The organism is Enterobacter sp. T2 (genome assembly GCF_010692925.1).
Lineage (GTDB): Bacteria > Pseudomonadota > Gammaproteobacteria > Enterobacterales > Enterobacteriaceae > Enterobacter > Enterobacter kobei.
In genome coordinates this window covers 1,251,043-1,270,957 of sequence record NZ_CP048736.1, presented here as the reverse complement: position 1 = coordinate 1,270,957, position 19,915 = coordinate 1,251,043, and the positions used below count along the sequence as shown (strand labels likewise).

Here is a 19,915-nt window from a genome sequence, read left to right as displayed (position 1 = left end):
GAATCAGCCTATTTAGGCTATTTTTTCCACCATTTCTGGCGTTATTTCCGGTTTTTACTGAGATCTCTCCCACTGACGTATCATTTGGTCCACCCGAAACAGGTTGGCCAGGGTGAATAACATCGCCAGTTGGTTATCGTTTTTCAGCAGCCCTTTGTATCTGGCTTTCACGAAGCCGAACTGCCGCTTGATGATGCGAAACGGGTGCTCCACCCTGGCACGGATGCTGGCTTTCATGTATTCGATGTTGATGGCCGTTTTGTTCTTGCGCGGATGCTGCTTCAAGGTTTTTACCTTGCCGGGACGCTCGGCGATCAGCCAGTCCACATCCACCTCGGCCAGCTCCTCGCGCTGTGGCGCTCCTTGGTAGCCGGCATCGGCTGAGACAAATTGCTCCTCTCCATGAAGCAGATTACCCAGCTGATTGAGGTCATGCTCGTTGGCCGCGGTGGTGACTAGGCTGTGGGTCAGGCCACTCTTGGCATCGACACCAATGTGGGCCTTCATGCCAAAGTGCCACTGATTGCCTTTCTTGGTCTGATGCATCTCCGGATCGCGTTGCTGCTCTTTGTTCTTGGTAGAGCTGGGTGCCTCAATGATGGTGGCATCCACCAAAGTGCCTTGGGTCATCATGACGCCTGCTTCGGCCAGCCAGCGATTGATGGTCTTGAACAATTGACGGGCCAGTTGATGCTGCTCGAGCAGGTGGCGGAAATTCATGATGGTGGTGCGATCCGGCAGGGCGCTATCCAGGGATAATCGGGCAAACAGGCGCATGGAGGCGATTTCGTACAGGGCATCTTCCATGGCACCGTCGCTCAGGTTGTACCAATGCTGCATGCAGTGAATACGCAGCATGGTCTCCAGCGGATAGGGCCGTCGGCCATTGCCCGCCTTGGGATAAAACGGCTCGATGACTTCCACCATGTTTTGCCATGGCAGAATCTGCTCCATGCGGGAGAGGAAAATCTCTTTTCGGGTCTGACGGCGCTTAGTGCTGAATTCACTATCGGCGAAGGTGAGTTGATGGCTCATGATGTCCCTCTGGGATGCGCTCCGGATGAATATGATGATCTCATATCAGGAACTTGTTCGCACCTTCCCTAGCGCAATCAGTCCTTTTAAAAAGGAGCGCCGGTTAAGCTGCCCTTTATCAATAGTCATAATATTACTCTCGTTTTTAATTCATCAAACCAATTAGTCAGTAGCACGGCGAGGCATTTAATTACGGCTGTTTTCGCACAATCCTTTATTTTTGCGATAAATCCCGGGAGCCATAATTCGAGATGCGCGCGGACAAAACGGGTAAGTGCTTCATGATATTGTGGTGAATGTCTGGCATGCACTAATAGCATCACGGCCAGTTCAATTTCATAGCTGATATGGTCGTCGGGGACGCTATTTTCCGCGGTGACGGACAGCCCAATGCTCTGCAGGAATTCGCGCACGCTCAGCGTTGTCGCCCCCATTAGCAGAGGTTCGTCGTCCAGATAAACCGAGGCATAAGGTGGCGCCAGCAGCGTTGCCGGGCCGACAAACAGCGCATTAAAGTCATACTCGACGTTTAACGCCTCATCCTGCGGCCAGGACTCACTCTCAGGGAAAAAATAGCGTAACGAGGCGCATCGCGAGGTCATATCCGCCGCGTTGAAGAAATCACGAAACATCAACCCCTTTATTTCAAAGGGTGTTAACGCTTCATATATTGAAGGTGTGAATATATCTTTATCATTCATGTTAAATATAAATATTTATCAACAGAAAACGACGAGATATTATCAGCAGGCTTATTAATTTCTTTGATCGAAGCAGGTAGTTAACGCATGAAGCGTTCAATCACGACAATAATTGAGAATAAAAAAAACCAATAAAAAAGCCACCCCATGATGAGGTGGCTACTGCAGGTATCGTCTTACTTTTTTTTATGCTGTTTTGGTGCGAATCAGATAATCAAACGAACTCAGGGACGCTTTCGCACCTTCGCCCGTGGCAATGATGATCTGTTTGTACGGCACGGTCGTACAGTCACCTGCGGCGAAGACGCCTTTTACGCTGGTTTCACATTTCGCATCAATGATGATCTCGCCCATACGGTTGCGCTCAATCGCGCCTTCCAGCCAGGTGGTGTTTGGCAGCAGACCAATCTGCACGAAAATCCCCGAAAGCTGAACGCTGTGTACGTCGCCGCTGATGCGGTCACGGTATTCCAGGCCGGTCACTTTGCTGCCGTCGCCCTTCACTTCCGTGGTCTGCGCATTTAGGATGATGTCGACGTTTTTCAGGCTGCGAACTTTATCCTGCAGAACCTGGTCGGCTTTCATCTCTGGAGCGAACTCCAGCAGGGTCACATGTTCCACAATCCCCGCCAGGTCGATAGCCGCTTCCACGCCGGAGTTACCGCCGCCGATCACCGCTACGCGTTTACCTTTAAACAGCGGACCGTCACAGTGCGGGCAGTAGGTCACACCTTTGGTGCGGTACTGATCTTCACCCGGAACGTTCATGTTGCGCCATTTCGCGCCGGTGGCAATGATAATGCTACGCGCTTTCAGCACCGCGCCGGATGCCGTTTCAATCTGGTGTAAACCGCCTTCGACCGCAGCAGGAACCAGCTTGCTGGCGCTCTGGCTGTCGATGACATCCACGTCATAGTCGCTGACGTGCGCTTTAAGTGCGCCAGCCAGTTTCTGGCCTTCGGTTTTCGGCACGGAAATGTAGTTTTCGATGTCCACGGTATCCAGTACCTGGCCGCCAAAGCGTTCACCCATCAGACCGGTACGGATCCCTTTACGCGCGGAGTAAACCGCCGCTGCCGCGCCCGCCGGGCCGGAACCGACGATCAGCACATCGTAGGCATCGCGTTTGTTCAGCGCTTCTGCTGCGCGTTTTTCTGCGCCAGTATCCACTTTGGCAACAATTTCCGTCAGCGTCATGCGGCCCTGACCAAACTCCTGACCATTCAGATAGACCGCCGGCACGCCCATTACGTTACGCTCGGTGATCTCATTCTGGAACGTACCGCCGTCAATCGCCGTGTGTTTAATGCGCGGGTTCAGCACCGACATCAGATTCAGCGCCTGCACCACGTCCGGGCAGTTGTGACAGGAGAGTGAGTAATAGGTTTCAAACTCGAAATCACCGTCGATGTCGCGGATCTGCTCCAGCAGAGCCTGCGCTTCTTTAGACGGATGCCCACCGGTCCACAGCAGCGCCAGCACCAGTGAGGTAAATTCATGCCCCAGCGGAGAGCCGGCAAAGCGCGGCCCCTGATCAGAACCCGGGTTGGCGATCAGGAAAGAAGGCTTACGGACTGCAAGCGTATTGTCTTCTTTGAAGGTCACTTTCGGTGACAGTTCAGCGATCTCTGCCAGCAGTTCCTTGATCTCTGCCGATTTCGCGCTGTCATCCAGCGTGGCAATCAGCTCAACAGGTTTGGTCAGTTTCTCAAGGTAGGCCTTGAGCTGGGTTTTCATATTCGCGTCGAGCATTGTTCTTCCCTCTCTTAAGACGTCATCATGCAAGCTGCCTTATAGGGGCGGCCTGAATGCAACTTGCATCATGGTGCTAATGAAATGGGCGCGGGCGCGCCCATGGATTGCCGGGTGGCACTTCGTTTACCCGCCCTACGATACTGTAGGCCTGTGCAAACGCGGCGCCGCCAGGCTTTGCAGACTTAGATCTTGCCGACCAGGTCTAAAGATGGAGCCAGCGTCGCTTCGCCTTCTTTCCATTTCGCCGGGCACACTTCGCCTGGGTGGGAAGCCACGTACTGAGCGGCTTTCACTTTACGCAGCAGGTCAGACGCATCACGGCCGATACCTTCAGCGGTAACTTCGATAGCCTGGATAATGCCCTGCGGGTCAACAACGAAGGTCGCACGGTCGGCCAGACCTTCATCTTCACGCATATTGTCGAAGTTACGGGTCAGGGCGCCAGTCGGGTCGCCGATCATCGCGTATTTAATTTTCGCGATGGTTTCAGAGCTGCTGTGCCACGCTTTGTGGGTGAAGTGGGTATCGGTAGAGACAGAGTAAACGTCTACGCCCAGCTTCTGCAGTTCTTCATAGTGGTCAGCCACGTCACCCAGTTCGGTCGGGCAAACGAAGGTAAAGTCAGCCGGATAGAAGAAGAACACGCTCCAGCGACCTTCAGTATCTTTCTCAGTGACTTCAATGAACTCACCGTTTTTGAACGCCTGGTTTTTGAAAGGTTTAATTTTGGTATTAATCAAAGACATCTGTACTTCCTCCGTGTTTTCGTTGAGATGTAAGGTAACTAACTTTGCTCATCGGGGCTAATGCGTTTGCTTTATCAAATCAATCAGCCATACCTAACAACATCAACAAGACAGTAAGGTGAACCTTTTAAAGGAAACGCCAAAAGTAAAAAGGCCGCCTCTACGGGCGGCCCTTTTACCTGAATTCCCCGCAGGTACATTCAGTGCCAGCTTAAGCTGGCGTTGCGTTGCGCTCTACGCCCTTAACATCAAGGTGGTAACAGCCGTTTAATTACACCATCCGTGCCAGGCTTGAGCAATCCACGGGAGAGGCATTCCTGCCTATGGCTGTGATAGGCAGTTTCGAACATAATGACGGGGCGTTATAAATTAATTTTTATTATAAAAATAACTCAATATATAAATGACAATTGTCAATTAAAGTGCCTCTTAGTGAGATAAAATTATCTTAATCATCTATGAAGTACTATTTTAATAATCTGACGTCGTGATATATTAAGACGCGTTTAATTTAAAATTAAGAGAGTTAACCGAAAGGATTGTAAATGGTTAACTTCAAACTATAGTTATCAGTGATGTGATAACTCATGCAAACACGACATCATCAGGACGACACATGGCAAATCTCTACGATCTTAAAAAATTTGATCTCAACCTGCTAGTCATTTTTGAATGTATCTATCAACATTTGAGTATCAGTAAAGCGGCTGAGACGCTCTATATTACTCCCTCAGCAGTGAGTCAGTCATTGCAGCGTCTGCGCGGACAACTCAACGATCCCTTGTTTATTCGTTCAGGTAAGGGCATCACCCCCACTACGGTTGGCGTCAACCTTCATCATCATCTTGAACAAAACCTCAATCAGCTTGAGCAAACCATCAATATGATGCACAGCAACGGGTTGAAGAAGAGCTTTGTCATTTACGGTCCGCAGTTTATGACGCCTAAAATCATGCTGGATCCGATGAAAATCCTGATCGAGAAGTATAACTATCAGGTTGAGCTGCATGATGTCTTCCTTGCCCCGGACTCAGCAGAAGACCTGCTGGCATACCGGAAAGCGGACCTTGTCTTCTCTTTCGCCCCGCTGAATAGCCGTTCAACGGCCTGCTGCTTGTTCCAGCAGATGTCTTTTACGCTGGTTTGCCGTCAGGATCACCCCCGCCTGGGTTTACAGGCGACGCGTGACGAAATTCTTCAGGAAAAATTTACGGCCTTCCTGAGTGATGAGTTGAGCGTAAAGAATTTTCAGGAGCATACTGAGCAACTGCTTCCCGAACGAAATATCCTGTTCCGCAGCGACTCGTTTATCTCACTGCTGTCGATGATAGGCAATTCCGATCTGATTGGATTAGCCCCTACGCCAGCCTTTGAGCAGTATGGCCCGGCATTAAATCTCCGTAAGATTGAGACTGACATTACCTTCCCGACAGTCCCGGTTTATATGATGTACAATCGCTCAGCACTGAATAATGCTTCCTTCTCCAATTTTATTGATGACTTAAACTTACCCCAATAATTATAACTGACTGTTTACAGCAGTCAGTTACTTTTAATGCATTCACAAGGGAAATGTATTTAGCGTAATTATATGATTAATTTTTACCTATAATTATCTTCTTTCTAAGAGTATCATCCCCATTATTCATGCGCCATCTGATCATTATCACTCAGTAATGGATTGATATGTCACTTTACAAATTTCCATTGAATCAAAACGTAGTCGATGCCACGCAAGAGCGAATAAAATGGACCCTGGAGAATTTATCCAGGGTGTGTGTCTCTTTTTCAGGGGGAAAAGATTCCACCGTCATGTTACATCTGACGGCATTATGCGCCCGTAAAATGAAACGCAAAATAGACGTTCTCTTTATAGACTGGGAAGCGCAATTTACTTACACCATTAATCATGTCGAACATATGCGCGCCTTATACAGCGATGTCATCGATCGTTTCTGGTGGGTAGCGCTTCCCCTCACCACGCAAAATTCCCTGTCGCAATTCCAGCCAGAGTGGCAATGCTGGGAACCCAATACCGAGTGGGTACGGCAACCGCCTGACGATGCCATAACAGATCCCGCCTTTTTCCCCTTTTACCAGGGGGGAATGTCTTTTGAGACCTTTGTGCGCAGTTTCTCGGACTGGTTCTCTCTCAACCGCCCGGCCGCCGTCATGGTCGGGATACGCGCCGATGAGTCATACAACCGTTTTCTGGCTATCGCATCAGCGCGTAAACAACGCTTTGCCGATGATAAACCCTGGACGACCGTCGCCCCGGGTGGGCATGCCTGGTATATCTATCCTCTCTACGACTGGAAAACCGCCGATATCTGGACCTGGTTTGCAAAAACCGGCAATAGCTATAACACACTCTATGACCTTATGTATCAGGCCGGCGTACCACCGCGCTATATGCGCATCTGCGAACCTTTTGGCCCGGAACAGCGTCAGGGCTTATGGCTCTATCATGTTGTAGAGCCCGAACGCTGGGCGACCATGTGTGCACGCGTCAGCGGCGCGCGCAGCGGCGGAATTTACGCCGGGCACGACAACCATTTTTACGGCCACCGCAAAATACTCAAGCCGGACCATCTTTGCTGGCGGGAATATGCCCTGCTGCTTCTCGATAGCATGCCGCAGAATACGGCCGAGCATTACCGCAATAAAATCGCCATATATCTGCACTGGTACCAGAAGAGGGGCATGGAGGATATTCCCGATATCCAGGAGGGCGATATCGGTGCCAAAGACATCCCTTCATGGCGCCGCGTTTGTAAGGTTTTACTTAATAACGACTACTGGTGCAGAGCGCTGTCTTTCAGCCCAAACAAACCCAAACATTATCAGCGCTACAGCGACAGAGTGAAGGCAAAACGCAAGGAGTGGGGCATTTTATGCGACAAAGAATAATCAACGAAATCGAAACGTACCTTCAGTCACTTCCTGAAGAGGACCAAATTAACGCCATTAATGCCTTTCGCCAGGCACTGCATAAATATAGCCCGTTTAACGATCAACCCATCGACTGCGTATTGTGGATCAAACAGGACGCTATCACGGCTAACGATTACAACCCCAATAATGTGGCCCCACCGGAAAAACGGTTGCTCATTAAGTCGCTGGAACTTGATGGATTCACCCAGCCTATTGTTGTAACAGAAAACGAACCACAACATTATGAAATTGTGGATGGTTTTCATCGTCATGAGATTGGCAAAAGTCGGGCTGCGTTAAAGCGCAAGCTGAAGGGTTACCTGCCTGTCACGTGCCTGCGTCAGGAACGACTCGGTAAATATGACCGCATGGCCTCGACCATCCGACACAACCGCGCACGCGGGCGGCATCAAATCAACGCGATGTCTGAAATCGTTCGAGAACTTGCGCAGCTTGGCTGGAGCAATGAAAGAATTAGCGAAGAGCTCGGTATGGATGGTGACGAGGTGCTGCGTCTCAAACAAATCAACGGCCTGCTGGAACTGTTTGCAGACCGTCGTTACTCAGAAGCCTGGACGGTGAAATAATCAGAGCGTGTTCAAACGCTCTGCCGCGGCCAGTAGCGTCGATTCCTGCTTCGCAAAGCAGAGACGAATCAGTTTATGCGGAAAAGGATCGGCGCAGAACACCGACAATGGAATAGCGGCCACGCCGACTTCTTTTGTCAGCCACTGGCAGAAACTGACATCATCAAGATCGGAAATGGCGCTGTAGTCAGCCAGCAGGAAGTACGTCCCTTCGGAAGGCAAAATTTCCAGGCGGCTTTGAGCCAGTGCGGTCACAAACAGATCCCGGCGTGCACGGTAAAAATCCGGCAGGTCGCGATAATGCTGTGGTTCATCGCGTAGCATGTCCGCCAGCGCCAGCTGAGCCGGGGTATTCACCGCAAACGTCAGGTACTGGTGCACCTTACGTAACTCAGCGCTGATGGCGGCAGGTGCCACGCAATACCCCACCTTCCAGCCGGTCATATGATACGTTTTGCCAAATGACGACACGGCCACGGCACGTTCACGAAGCTGCGGATGGGCCAGCACGCTGGCGTGCCCTTCTTTAGTAAAACAGATGTGCTCATACACCTCGTCGCTCAGGACATAAATTTCACGTTCGGCAATGGCCTGCCACAGCGCGGCAAAATCGGCTTTCTGCCACACGCTCGCAGACGGGTTATGGGGCGTATTCAGGATCACCAGCCGCGTTTTATCGCTCAGCAGCGCAGCGAACGCCCGCCAGTCCGGGCGGAAATGCGGCGGCTGCAGCGCCACGCGTTTCACCACGCCGCCAGAGAGTTCAACCGCAGGCGCGTAGCTGTCGTAACTGGGGTCAAAACAGATGACCTCATCGCCCGCGCGCACCAGCGCGGTGATGGCCGCATACAGCGCTTCGGTCGCCCCTGCCGTCACCGTGATGTCGCTATTCGCATCCGGTTTATGGCCATACAATTCCGCCGTTTTATCCGCAATGGCTTCCCGCAGCGCCTGCACGCCCGTCATCGGCGCATACTGATTTGCTCCCTGCGCAACGTGGTACGCCAGTCGTTCCTGCAACCAGGCCGGTCCGTCAAAATCCGGGAATCCCTGAGAGAGATTAATGGCGTTGTGCTGCTGTGCCAGAGCGCTCATCTGCGTAAAGATGGTGGTGCCGAGATTAGGAAGTTTACTCTGAGGAATCAATGCGTTATTACTCATTATGCGGTGCCTGCATGTAATACTTATGTTGCTGCCACTATAACACGATGTTACCATTTGGCAATCAAGACGCTTAGACGTCTATACCATATCAATATTCCTGGTCGAGAGGTAAAAGGCAATGGCAGACAACCTGCAACTCACACAACTTGTCGACGCCTGCCGCTGGATTGGCGCCAAAGGCTGGGCACCCGCCACCGGTGGCAACATGTCTGTGCGACAGGATGAACACCTCTGCTGGCTGAGCGAATCCGGTAAAGACAAAGGCAGCCTGACCACGGCGGATTTTCTGCAGGTCGAGATCGCCACAAACCGTGCGCCGTCAGGCCGCAAGCCGTCGGCAGAGACCGGGCTACACACCCTCATTTATCGCCTGTTCCCCGAGGCCAACGCTGTCCTGCACGTTCACACCGTCAACGCGACGGTGCTGTCACGTCTGGTCAGGGAAACCGAGCTGAACATCAGCGGCTTTGAGATGCAAAAATCGCTTACCGGACAGGCCACCCATCTGGATACCGTCTCCATCCCGGTGTTTGATAATGACCAGGATATCGACGCCCTCGCCTCGCGAATCGCCCATTACGCGCAGGAACGCCCGCTTAATTATGGTTTTCTTCTGCGCGGTCATGGCTTAACCTGCTGGGGACGCGATGTGGCCGAGGCCCGCCGTCATCTGGAGGGACTGGAATTTCTTTTTGAATGCGAAATGCGTTTACGACAACTGGAGAGAGTATGATTCGCGCAATTGTGACGGATATTGAAGGGACCACCAGCGATATCCGTTTTGTCCACGATGTTTTGTTCCCCTACGCGCATGAGCGGCTGGCGGCGTTCGTCACCGCGCAGCAGTACGCCGAGCCGGTCAAATCCATTCTGGACAATCTGCGCGATGAAATCGGTAACCCGCTCGCCAGCGTCAGCGAGCTTATTGACGCCCTCTTTGCCTTTATGGATGAAGACCGTAAATCCACGGCGCTCAAAGCGCTGCAGGGGATCATCTGGCACGATGGCTACGTGAATGGCGACTTTACCGGCCACCTCTACCCGGACGTCCTGCCTGCGCTGGAAAAATGGAAAGCGCAAGGGATTGATCTCTATGTTTATTCCTCGGGATCGGTCGCCGCACAGAAACTGTTATTTGGCTACAGCGACGAAGGTGATATTACTCATCTGTTCAGCGGCTATTTTGATACCCACATCGGCGCCAAGCGCGAGGTGGCGTCTTACCAGAACATTGCGGCCCAAACGGGCATCGCGCCGTCGCAGATCCTGTTCCTGTCAGATATTCATCAGGAGCTGGACGCGGCTGAACAGGCAGGCTTTCGTACCCTGCAGCTGATTCGCGGCGATGATGACGGGGCAAGCCATCACCATCAGGTCCACCAGTTTGACGAGATAAACCCGGAGCAGATCCCTTCATGAGCGCATTAACTGTCTATTCTGATAAAGACGCCAGTCAACCAAAGTGGCACAGCACCGACGCCGCCGAGATCGCCCGGCAGCTCAACGCCAAAGGCGTACGTTTTGAACGCTGGGACGCGGACCGCGATTTAGGTCAGGATCCCGCCCCGGAGGCGGTGATTGAGGCTTACCAGCATGCGATCGACAAACTGGTCGCAGAGAAAGGTTATCAGAGCTGGGACGTCATCAGCCTGCGGGCCGATAACCCACAAAAAGACGCGCTGCGCGCAAAGTTCCTGAGCGAACATACTCACGGCGAAGACGAAGTGCGCTTCTTCGTGGAAGGCGCGGGATTGTTCTGCCTGCACATTGGCGATGAGGTCTATCAGGTGTTGTGCGAGAAAAACGATCTGATCTCCGTACCCGCGGGTACGCCGCACTGGTTTGATATGGGTTCAGAGCCGAACTTTACCGCGATCCGTATTTTTGATAACCCGGAAGGCTGGGTTGCGCAGTTTACCGGTGATGCGATCGCGGATGCGTATCCACATCTGGCATAATCTTTTCTCCCTCTCCCTGTGGGAGAGGGTTGGGGTGAGGGCTTAACGCGCACTACGCGTTAAGCCCTTTCACATACCCCACCAGCTGATCCAGCACAATCCCCCACCCTTCGTGGAAGCCCATCTGTTCATGCAGCTCACGAATTTCCTTCGTCGGGTGGCGCGCAATTGCCGTATAGCGGGTTTTGCCCTCGCCCACCTCCTCCAGCAGCAAAATCGCCGTCATAAACGGCTTCTCGGCCGGTTTCCAGCCTTCCGTATAACCGTCGGTAAAGACCAGTTTTTTTCCCGGGTCGATTTCAAGAAACACACCCCGGTTATCCATCCGCTGTCCGTCCACCTCAAATACGGTATTGAACCGACCGCCCACGCGCAGGTCGAGGTCGCATTCGGTCACTTTATGGGGAGCAGGAATGAAGAAGTTTTTGATGTGCTCGGGCGTGGTCCAGCAGAGCCACAGCAGGTCGCGCGGTGCATCCACCACGCGCTCCAGTTTTAAGTCAGTATCAGGATCAAGCGTCACGGTATCGTCCTCTAAAGGGAACCCCTTAAAGGATAGCCGGACTCAGGCGAATTTCCCGTTTGCCACCTCTTCCGGCGTCACTACGCCCGTATCCAGCACCCAGCCGCTAATCAGCGAGGCTGGCGTAACGTCAAACGCCGGGTTATAGACCAGGGCGTTTTCCGGCGCCCACTGCACCGCCCCAAAGCTTCCCGCAACGCCCGTCACCTCACTGGCGGCGCGCTGCTCAATCGGGATCGCATCTCCATTCGGGCACTCCGGGTCGAGGGTTGTTTGCGGGGCAGCCACGTAGAACGGAATGCCGTGGAATTTCGCCAGCACCGCAAGGGAATAGGTACCGATTTTGTTCGCCACGTCGCCGTTAGCGGCAATGCGATCGGCCCCTACCCACACGGCGTCGACCTGTCCTTTGGCCATCAGGCTTGCCGCCATGGAGTCGGTAATCAGCCGATACGGCACGCCCAGCTCGCCCAGCTCCCACGCAGTCAACCTGCCCCCCTGCAGTAGCGGACGGGTTTCATCCACCCAGACGTTGTTGACATTTCCCTCCTGATAGGCGCGGGCAATCACGCCCAGCGCCGTGCCCACGCCCGCCGTTGCCAGCCCGCCGGTGTTGCAGTGAGTCAGCAGGCGGCTACCGGGCGTCACCAGCGCGCTGCCCGCGCGGGCGATAGCGTCGCACAACTGCCTGTCTTCAGAAATCAGGCGCAGCGCTTCAGACACCAGCGCCGAAACGAAATCTTCCTGCCAGAGCGCCAGCTTCATACGGTCAAGGTTGTTCATCAGGTTCACCGCCGTCGGGCGGGACGCGCGCAGGGTTTCCAGCGCCACGGCGAGTTCATCACGGCTTTTGCCGCTTTCCGCCAGCAATGCCAGCAGCAGGCTTGCAGAGAGACCAATCAGCGGCGCACCGCGCACGCGCAGAGCATGGATATGCCCGACCAGCGTCTCTACCGTGGAGGCCTCAAGCCAGCGTTTCTCCTGCGGAAGCGCCTGCTGGTCGAGAATAAAGAGCTGATTATCCGCCACCCGCAGGCTGGTCGTCTGTAATGTCTGCATGTCGTTAATTCCCTGTTGCGTTGTTGTAGCACATTGTGTCAGGATGAAATCCAGATGTATAGACGTCTACATGTCTTTATTAGCAAACTCGTGAGGAGCAGGCCATGTCGCAATACCGTACCTTTACCGCTCAGGACGCCGTGGAGTATGCCAGGCAGTTTGGTGGACTCGACGATCCTTCCTCGCTGGTGGAGGCGCAGGAAGTGGGCGACGGCAACCTCAATCTGGTCTTCAAAATTTTCGATGCCCAGGGCACAAGCCGCGTCATCGTCAAACAGGCGCTGCCCTACGTGCGCTGCGTCGGCGAGTCCTGGCCGCTGACGCTGGACCGCGCCCGTCTGGAGGCACAAACCCTGGTCGAGCATTACCAGCACAGCCCGCAGCACACCGTGAAAATCCACCACTTTGACCCGGAACTGGCGGTGATGGTGATGGAGGATCTCTCCAGCCATCGCATCTGGCGCGGCGAGCTGATTAAAAACAATCACTATCCACAGGCCGCGCGTCAGCTGGGTAAATACCTCGCATACACGCTGTTCCACACCAGCGATTTCTACCTGCATCCGCACGCGAAAAAAGCGCAGGTAGCGAAATTCATCAACCCGGAGATGTGTGAGATCACCGAAGATCTGTTCTTCAACGATCCGTACCAGATCCACGAACGCAACAACTACCCGGTCGAGCTGGAAAATGACGTCGCCGCCCTGCGCGACGATGCCCAGTTGAAAATTGCCGTGGCCTCCCTGAAGCATCGCTTTTTCTCACACGCTGAAGCGCTGCTGCACGGGGATATTCACAGCGGCTCCATTTTTGTGGCGGACGGCAGCCTGAAGGCCATTGACGCCGAGTTCGGCTACGTTGGCCCGATTGGCTTTGACGTCGGCACGGCCATTGGCAACCTGCTGCTCAACTTCTGCGGCCTGCCGGGGCATCTGGGTATTCGCGATGCCGCCGCCGCCCGCGAGCAGCGCCTGATCGACATTCAGGCGCTGTGGAACACCTTCGCGGAGCGCTTCCAGGCATTAGCAAACGAAAAAACGCGAGACGCCGCGCTCAGTGCGCCGGGCTATGCTTCCGCGTTTCTGAAAAAGGTCTGGCATGACGCCATTGGTTTCTGCGGCACCGAACTGATTCGCCGCAGCGTCGGGCTTTCCCACGTCGCGGATATCGACACCATTCAGGATGACGCCATGCGCCACGAATGCCTGCGCCATGCGATTACCCTCGGCAAGGCGTTGATTGTCATTGCCGAGCGCATCGACAGCGCGGAAGAGCTGGTGGCACGCGTGCGGCAGTACAGCTGAGTGCTTCTGGTTTTCTCCCTCTCCATGTGGGAGAGGGCGGGGTGAGGACACCAATCCGCACTCACCCCAAATACTCAATCACCGACAACCCACCGTTATAATCCGTGCTGTAGATAATCCCCTGAGCATCCACAAACACGTCGCAGGACTGGATCACCTGCGGGCGATTCGGCCGCGTATCCATCATTCTTTCCGGCGCAGCTGGCACCAGCGCACCGGTCTCCACCGGGCGATACGGGTTGGAAATGTCATACGCGCGTACGCCCGCGTTCTGGTAAGTGGCAAAAATCAGCGTCGAGCTGACAAAACTCCCCGGCCGGTTCTCGTGCAGGTTGTGCGGCCCAAAGTGCGCCCCTTTCGCCACGTAGTCGGTTTCATCCGGCTGCGGGAAAGTCGAGATACTCACCGGGTTCGACGGCTCGCGGATATCAAACAGCCAGATCAGCTTCTCCCCATCCTCCTGGTTATCCAGCACCGCTTCGTCGAGCACCACCAGCAGGGAACGGTCCGGCAGCGGCAGCGCGGTATGCGTCCCGCCACCAAACGGCGGGCTCCAGTTGCGATGGCTAATCAGCTTTGGTTGAGTGCGGTCTTTCACGTCCAGCAGCGTCAGGCCACCGTCGCGCCAGCTCCCATAGGCGGTATCGCCGGCGATAATCGCGTGGTGTAGCGCGTAGCGCTTCCCTTCGGGCCAACTGGGCTTTTCCCCTTCGGCCTGGTTCATCCCCGGCAGCCACCAGCGCCCCGCCACTTCAGGCTTGCGCGGGTCGGCCAGGTCGATGGTCAGAAAGATATAATCGGTAAAGCCGTCAATCAGCGCCGACACGTACGCCCAGCGCCCGCCGACGTACCAGATGCGGTGGATCCCGATGCCGCTCAGCGAAAGAAAGCCGATTTCACGCGGCTTGTCCGGGGTAGAGATATCAAACACCCGCAGCCCGGCGCTCCAGCCTTTGTCCCGCACGTCGCTGACGGTCTCCCCCACCTGACGGGTGTAGTAAACCTTCTCATCGGCAAAGCGGGCATCGGCAAACAGATCCCGGGCGTTGATCACCAGCAACAGATCGTCATGCGCCTGCAAATGCACGTTCCAGGTGCCGGGCGGCGCGGGAACATAACCTGCCGCTTTCGGGTTTTTCGGGTCGCGCACATCGACGATGGAAAAACCCTGCGACACCATATGACCGATATACGCGAAACCGTGATGCACCATCAGCTGCACGCCGTCCGGGCGACCGCCCTGGTCGCTATGGCCAATCAGCCGCATATTGCGGCTGTATTCGGGCGTAGGGAGCACACTCATTTATTTTTAGCTTCCAGCGTCGCAAACCACGGCGCGATAAAATCGTCCGTCTGGCCCCAGCCCGGAATGATTTTCCCAAGCGACGCCACGTTCACCCCACCCGGCTGGGCGGTCAGCAGCCCCTGCGGAATGGCAGCGGCTTTAAAGTCATAGGTTGCCGGGGTCGCTTCTCCGGCAATCTTATTGGCTATCAAACGCACGTTGGTTGCGCCAATCAGCTTCGGATCCACCGCCACGCTTACCTTCCACGGGCTGCCCGGCTCACGCATCAGCTGCAGATCCTGGTTAGATATATCGATGCTGTAGAGTTTGATCTCGGTGCGTCCGTTCTCTTTCAGCGCCTTATACGCGCCCTGGCTGAAGGCATCCCAGGTGCCCCAGATAGCGTCGATTTTTCCTTTCGGGTATTTCGCCAGGATAGCGCCCACCTTGTTGGCAGTATCCCCCTGCACGTCAGAGGAGACCGCGCCAATGGATTCCAGCTCTTTGATCTCCGGATACTGTTTTTGCAGTTCCTTGTACGCCGCCTGACGACGCTCCATCGGCGGGAAGCCCGCCACCCACAGCTTGACGATATTGGCCTTGCCGTTGAAATCTTTCGCCAGCTGGCCGAAGGAGAGGTTCGTCAGCGAAGCATCATCCTGCTGAGTAACGGTTACGCCCGGGATCTCGCCGTTCACCGCCGTATCAAACACGGCGACTTTAATCCCGGCATCCACCGCCTTCTTCACCAGCGCGGTGGAGTACGGATCGCGCCCCTGAGACAGGATAATCCCGTCGTACTTCTGGCTGATTGCCTGGTTCACGAAGTCCTGGAATTTGGCATCGTCCCCGTTGCTTAAAAAAGTGCTGACCTTAAAGCCGAGTTTCTTCCCTTCCTGAATCGCCCCCGCCACAAACTGCGTGGTGTTGTCGTCGGAGCCGAGGTTGCGGATCACCGCGATGCGGATCGGACCCTCGTGGTTCGCAATGGCAGCCGGCACCGGTGCGGGCGTGGCCGCGAAGCCTGGCAGCGCAGTCAATAATCCAAGTGCTACCAATGAGCGTGCAATTTTTTTCATTTTTTATCCTGTTGTGTTATCAGCGTTTTTGTATGTAGGTCATCGCCAGCGCCACCGCGAGCACCAGCCCTTTTATAATGTCCATGGCGTAATACGGCACGGAGAGCATCACCAGCCCGTTCGACAGCACGCCGAGAATAACTGCCCCAACCAGCGTCCCCAGCGCGTTCGGCTTGCCGGAACCCGCCAGCGAGAAGCCGATCCACGCCGCGGCCACCGCATCCATCAGATAACCGCCCCCGGCATTCACCTGCGACGAGCCAATGCGCGAGGCCAGCAAAATCCCGCCCAGCCCCGCCAGCAGCGAGGCGATCACGTAAGCTGCCACCTTGTAGCGCGTGGTGCGAATACCGGAGAGGCGCGCGGCTTCCGGGTTGCCGCCGATGGCGTACATGCGTCGGCCATGCGTGGTGAGGGACAATCCCAGCTGCGCGAGAACCGTCACCACCAGCATGATGATGACGATGGTCGGCACCTGCCCCAGCAGGCTGAACGCCGCCGGAATGGTCCCTTCCGCCATATCACCGCTCGGCAGCACCATGTTTTCGGTAATCGACCCGCCATAGCTGTAAGTCATCGCCACGCCCTGGATCACAAACAGGCTGGCGAGGGTTGCGAGCATGTCCGGAATACGCAGGATGACGATCAGAAACGCGTTGAACAGCCCCACCAGCGTGCAGAGCGCAAGGGTAATCAGAATCGACTCGGTAGTGCCGAAGCCGTGCCAGACGAAAAGCGATATCACCAGCGCGTTTGCCAGCGACGCGGTGGATCCCACGGAGAGATCGAACCCGCCGACGGTCAGCGAAATCGATACGCCAATGGCAATCACCGTCACGATGGCGATCGCGCGCAATATGTTGATGATGTTGTTCGGATCGAGGAAGTTGTCCGAGGCCAGGCCAAACACCGCCACCAGCGCGACGACGGTCAGCAACATCCCCCACTTGTAGAGAAAATCGAAAATATGCTGACGGCCTGACGCCGCCGCAGTCACTGAAAGGGCCTTACTCACGACGCCGATCCTCCGGTTGAATAATAAAGTAGTGTCTCTTCACGGGCCTCGGCCCCGGCGATTTCCGCCACGATACGTCCGTCCCACAGCACGCAGATGCGGTCGCACAGCCCGACCAGCTCGGCAAATTCACCCGAGGCATAAATCACCCCTTTGCCCTCGCGCGCCAGGCCGTCAATCAGCTGGAACAGATCGGTTTTAGCTTTCACGTCCACGCCCTTCGTCGGCTCGTCGAAAATCAGCACGCTGGCATCATTACGCAGCCATTTACCGATGGCGACCTTCTGCTGATTGCCGCCGGATAAACGGCGCAGCACCTGCCCCGGCCCCCGCGCACGCACGCCGACGCGGGCGATCACCTCTTCAGCCCAGCGCCACGCCTGACGATGACCAAACAGGCTCCAGCGCGAGAAGCTGTTATCGGCGCACACGGCAAGGTTCATGCTCACGGGCTCGTCGATAAAAATGCCCTCCTTGCGCCGCTCCTCCGGCACCAGCGCCAGCCCGCGCAGCACCGAGTCGGCCGGGTCGTGCGGTTTCCAGGGCTGATAATTCAATTCGCCTTGTGCCACCCGGCTTTTCGTGGCGCCAAACAGCGCCTTACAAAGTTCGGTTTTACCCGCGCCCGCCAGCCCGGCAATGCCCAGAATTTCGCCTTTGCGCAGGTGAAGGGAGATATCTTTCAGCAGCGCGTCATCGTGCAGGCCCTCTACGCGCAGCAACGTTTCGTCGCTGTGCGGGGGGCGAGCAGGCGGGTAAATATCGCTCAGCACGTGGCCAAGCATCTTCTCAACGATCGCTTCGCCGCTGAGATCGGCCATCGGGCCGGACTCAATCAGCTTGCCGTCACGCAGCACCGTCAGGGTGTCGCAGATGGCTTTCAGCTCGTGAATACGGTGCGAGATAAACACTACGCCGATGCCCTGCTGCTGCAGGCGTCTCACCACCGCAAACAGGCGCTCGCTTTCGTGTGCATCCAGCGGTGCGGTGGGTTCATCCAGAATTAAAAAACGGCAATGATGGGACAGCGCCCGCGCCAGCAAAATCTGCTGTTTTTCAGCAAGCGTGCAGCTGTCGACCGATCGCCGAACATCCATGGACACGTCCAGTTGCGCCAGCGCCTGTCTCGCCTGGTGACGAACCGCACGCCAGCTGAAGCGGTGCACGGGCTGCGCAAGCTGGTCGAGCATGATGTTCTCGGCAATGCTCAGCCCCGGGATCAGCGCCACGTCCACTTCCTGCTGCACAAGGTGAATGCCCAGCCGCTTGGCGTCCAGCGGCTCGCGGATCGTCACCGACTGGTTGTTAATGCAAATCTCGCCTTCATAGCGATCGTGCGTTCCGCACAGCACCGCCATCAGCGTCGATTTCCCCGCGCCGTTGGCGCCGGTCAGCGCATGCACCGACCCTCCGCTCAGGGTAAAGTCCACCCGTGACAGCGCCTGAAAGCCGGAAAAGGCCAGGCTGATACCACGCATCTCAAGGCGACTGGAAACCATCCGCGTAAATCCTTCATTACTCTTCTGATTTATCGAATTTTTCACAGCGCCGGTTGACTGACAACGACGGAAAAGGCATAAGATAAAGCGAAATATTATTAGCCATCCGGATGTCCAGACATAACATCGGGTTAGCGCGTGCTAAAAAAGGACAACACCATGAGCAATACCGATATCCGCGTCGTGCCCGGCCCGGCGAACTACTTCTCCCACCCAGGCAGCCTTGCGCATCTCAATGATTTCTTCACGCCAGAGCAGCTTTCCCGCGCGGTGTGGATTTACGGCGAGCGCGCCATCGAAGCCGCGCGCCCTTTCCTGCCAGCGAGCTTTGACGCGCCGGGGGCAAAACACCTGCTGTTTAAGGGCCACTGCAGCGAGCGCGACGTCAGCCACCTGGTGAATGAAGCCGGCAGCGACGTCAGCGTGGTGATAGGCATCGGCGGCGGCGCGGTGATGGATACCGTCAAAGCCGTGGCGCGCCGTTCAGGTGTACCGTTCGTGGGCATCCCCACCATCGCCGCGACCTGCGCGGCGTGGACCCCGCTCTCCGTCTGGTACAACGATGAAGGCCAGGCGTTGCAGTTTGAGATTTTCGACGACGCGAACTTCCTGGTGCTGGTGGAGCCGCAGATCGTTCTCAATGCCCCGGCGGAATACCTGCTGGCGGGCATCGGCGACACGCTGGCGAAGTGGTACGAAGCGGTTGTGTTGGCACCTGAGCCGGAAAACCTGCCCCTGACCGTGCGGCTGGGCATCAACAGCGCGCTGGCGATCCGCGACGTGCTGCTGGAACGCAGCGAGGAAGCGCTGGCAGACCAACAGCGTGGCGAGTTATCGCAGGCGTTCCGGGACGTAGTGGATGCGATCGTTGCCGGCGGTGGAATGGTCGGCGGTCTGGGCGAGCGCTACACCCGCGTGGCAGCGGCGCATGCCGTACATAACGGCTTAACCGTGCTGCCGCAGACGGAAAAATACCTGCACGGCACCAAGGTGGCCTACGGCATTCTGGTGCAAAGCGCCCTGCTCGGCCAGGACGACGTGCTGGCGCAGCTGGTGGCGGCCTATCAACGCTTTAACCTGCCGACCCGGCTACGCGAACTGGACGTTGATATTAATAACCGCGACGCGCTGGATAAGGTTATTACCCACACTCTGCGTCCGGTGGAGTCGATTCATTATCTGCCCGTTGAGTTAACCCCTGACGTTCTGCGCGCCGCGTTTGAGAAGGTGGAAACATTCCCCCGTTAAATGCGCCGACCGTCTATACCTAA

General features: G+C 55.6%; 19 protein-coding genes. 8 read left to right on the top strand and 11 right to left on the bottom strand.

Translation table 11 applies throughout. From position 1 onward, the window contains the following. Positions 1-54: 54 nt before the first annotated feature. The 4 genes from G0034_RS05980 to ahpC form a co-directional block, all read right to left on the bottom strand. On the bottom strand, positions 55-1,035 hold the full coding sequence (locus tag G0034_RS05980; RefSeq protein WP_000019473.1) for an IS5-like element ISKpn26 family transposase: 981 nt from the start codon (positions 1,033-1,035) through the stop codon (positions 55-57). A gap of 125 nt (positions 1,036-1,160) precedes the next feature. Continuing rightward, complete coding sequence (locus G0034_RS05975; protein ID WP_032645219.1) at positions 1,161-1,736, bottom strand: TorD/DmsD family molecular chaperone; 576 nt, start codon at positions 1,734-1,736, stop codon at positions 1,161-1,163. A 186-nt stretch (positions 1,737-1,922) separates the two neighbouring features. Then, a complete protein-coding gene (gene ahpF, locus G0034_RS05970; RefSeq protein ID WP_014882975.1) occupies positions 1,923-3,488 on the bottom strand; it encodes an alkyl hydroperoxide reductase subunit F in 1,566 nt (521 codons plus the stop codon). Between the two features lie 185 nt (positions 3,489-3,673). Further along, positions 3,674-4,237: an alkyl hydroperoxide reductase subunit C gene (gene ahpC / locus G0034_RS05965; protein ID WP_014882974.1), complete on the bottom strand. Its 564-nt coding sequence runs from the start codon at positions 4,235-4,237 to the stop codon at positions 3,674-3,676. A 616-nt stretch (positions 4,238-4,853) separates the two neighbouring features. Between ahpC and citR the strand changes: the two genes are divergently transcribed. The 3 genes from citR to G0034_RS05950 all read left to right on the top strand — a co-directional run bounded on the left by citR (position 4,854) and on the right by G0034_RS05950 (position 7,758). Beyond that, positions 4,854-5,756, top strand: a complete 903-nt coding sequence (citR, locus tag G0034_RS05960) for a DNA-binding transcriptional repressor CitR (RefSeq protein ID WP_045134270.1) — start codon at positions 4,854-4,856, stop codon at positions 5,754-5,756. Positions 5,757-5,923: 167 nt separating this feature from the next. Then, the gene (locus tag G0034_RS05955) at positions 5,924-7,147 is read left to right on the top strand and encodes a phosphoadenosine phosphosulfate reductase (RefSeq protein WP_045268256.1); all 1,224 of its coding nucleotides are present in this window, start codon (positions 5,924-5,926) and stop codon (positions 7,145-7,147) included. Then, on the top strand, positions 7,132-7,758 hold the full coding sequence (locus G0034_RS05950; protein ID WP_014882971.1) for an IbrB-like domain-containing protein: 627 nt from the start codon (positions 7,132-7,134) through the stop codon (positions 7,756-7,758). The genes G0034_RS05955 and G0034_RS05950 overlap by 16 nt, the downstream gene beginning before the upstream one ends. On the opposite strand, the gene G0034_RS05945 is transcribed toward G0034_RS05950, so the two are convergent. After that, positions 7,759-8,919, bottom strand: coding sequence for a pyridoxal phosphate-dependent aminotransferase (locus G0034_RS05945; RefSeq protein ID WP_014882970.1), 1,161 nt, complete (start codon positions 8,917-8,919; stop codon positions 7,759-7,761). Between the two features lie 121 nt (positions 8,920-9,040). Between G0034_RS05945 and G0034_RS05940 the strand changes: the two genes are divergently transcribed. Genes G0034_RS05940 through G0034_RS05930 form a run of 3 tightly spaced genes read left to right on the top strand, consistent with a single transcriptional unit; the run spans position 9,041 to position 10,880 of the window. Further along, positions 9,041-9,655, top strand: a complete 615-nt coding sequence (locus G0034_RS05940; RefSeq protein ID WP_014882969.1) for a methylthioribulose 1-phosphate dehydratase — start codon at positions 9,041-9,043, stop codon at positions 9,653-9,655. After that, entirely contained in the window at positions 9,652-10,341 is a 690-nt protein-coding gene (gene mtnC, locus G0034_RS05935) for an acireductone synthase (RefSeq protein ID WP_179120625.1), read from the top strand. Before G0034_RS05940 ends, mtnC begins: the two co-directional genes overlap by 4 nt. Next, entirely contained in the window at positions 10,338-10,880 is a 543-nt protein-coding gene (locus G0034_RS05930; RefSeq protein WP_050863296.1) for a 1,2-dihydroxy-3-keto-5-methylthiopentene dioxygenase, read from the top strand. Before mtnC ends, G0034_RS05930 begins: the two co-directional genes overlap by 4 nt. A 52-nt stretch (positions 10,881-10,932) precedes the next feature. On the opposite strand, the gene G0034_RS05925 is transcribed toward G0034_RS05930, so the two are convergent. Together G0034_RS05925 and mtnA are read right to left on the bottom strand one after the other, a co-directional pair. Continuing rightward, entirely contained in the window at positions 10,933-11,403 is a 471-nt protein-coding gene (locus G0034_RS05925) for an SRPBCC family protein (RefSeq protein WP_179120624.1), read from the bottom strand. 42 nt (positions 11,404-11,445) lie between these two features. Then, entirely contained in the window at positions 11,446-12,462 is a 1,017-nt protein-coding gene (gene mtnA / locus G0034_RS05920) for an S-methyl-5-thioribose-1-phosphate isomerase (RefSeq protein WP_179120623.1), read from the bottom strand. A gap of 104 nt (positions 12,463-12,566) precedes the next feature. On the opposite strand from mtnA, the gene mtnK reads away from it, so the two are divergent. Then, positions 12,567-13,766 (top strand): S-methyl-5-thioribose kinase, encoded by a 1,200-nt coding sequence (gene mtnK / locus G0034_RS05915; protein WP_179120622.1) that lies wholly within the window; start codon positions 12,567-12,569, stop codon positions 13,764-13,766. A 61-nt stretch (positions 13,767-13,827) separates the two neighbouring features. Here mtnK and G0034_RS05910 read toward each other — a convergent pair whose 3' ends face one another. The 4 genes from G0034_RS05910 to G0034_RS05895 are packed head-to-tail and all read right to left on the bottom strand — an operon-like array spanning position 13,828 to position 18,644. Further along, entirely contained in the window at positions 13,828-15,069 is a 1,242-nt protein-coding gene (locus G0034_RS05910) for an LVIVD repeat-containing protein (protein WP_045268261.1), read from the bottom strand. After that, a complete protein-coding gene (locus G0034_RS05905) occupies positions 15,066-16,130 on the bottom strand; it encodes a sugar ABC transporter substrate-binding protein (protein ID WP_045268262.1) in 1,065 nt (354 codons plus the stop codon). Before G0034_RS05905 ends, G0034_RS05910 begins: the two co-directional genes overlap by 4 nt. A gap of 19 nt (positions 16,131-16,149) precedes the next feature. Beyond that, positions 16,150-17,145 carry an ABC transporter permease gene (locus G0034_RS05900; RefSeq protein WP_023332366.1) on the bottom strand — a complete coding sequence of 332 codons (996 nt, stop codon included), beginning with the start codon at positions 17,143-17,145 and terminating at the stop codon, positions 16,150-16,152. After that, positions 17,142-18,644: a sugar ABC transporter ATP-binding protein gene (locus tag G0034_RS05895; protein WP_179120621.1), complete on the bottom strand. Its 1,503-nt coding sequence runs from the start codon at positions 18,642-18,644 to the stop codon at positions 17,142-17,144. The genes G0034_RS05900 and G0034_RS05895 overlap by 4 nt, the downstream gene beginning before the upstream one ends. A 159-nt stretch (positions 18,645-18,803) precedes the next feature. Between G0034_RS05895 and G0034_RS05890 the strand changes: the two genes are divergently transcribed. Continuing rightward, positions 18,804-19,892, top strand: coding sequence for an oxidoreductase (locus G0034_RS05890; protein WP_023336901.1), 1,089 nt, complete (start codon positions 18,804-18,806; stop codon positions 19,890-19,892). The last annotated feature ends 23 nt before the right edge of the window (positions 19,893-19,915 follow it).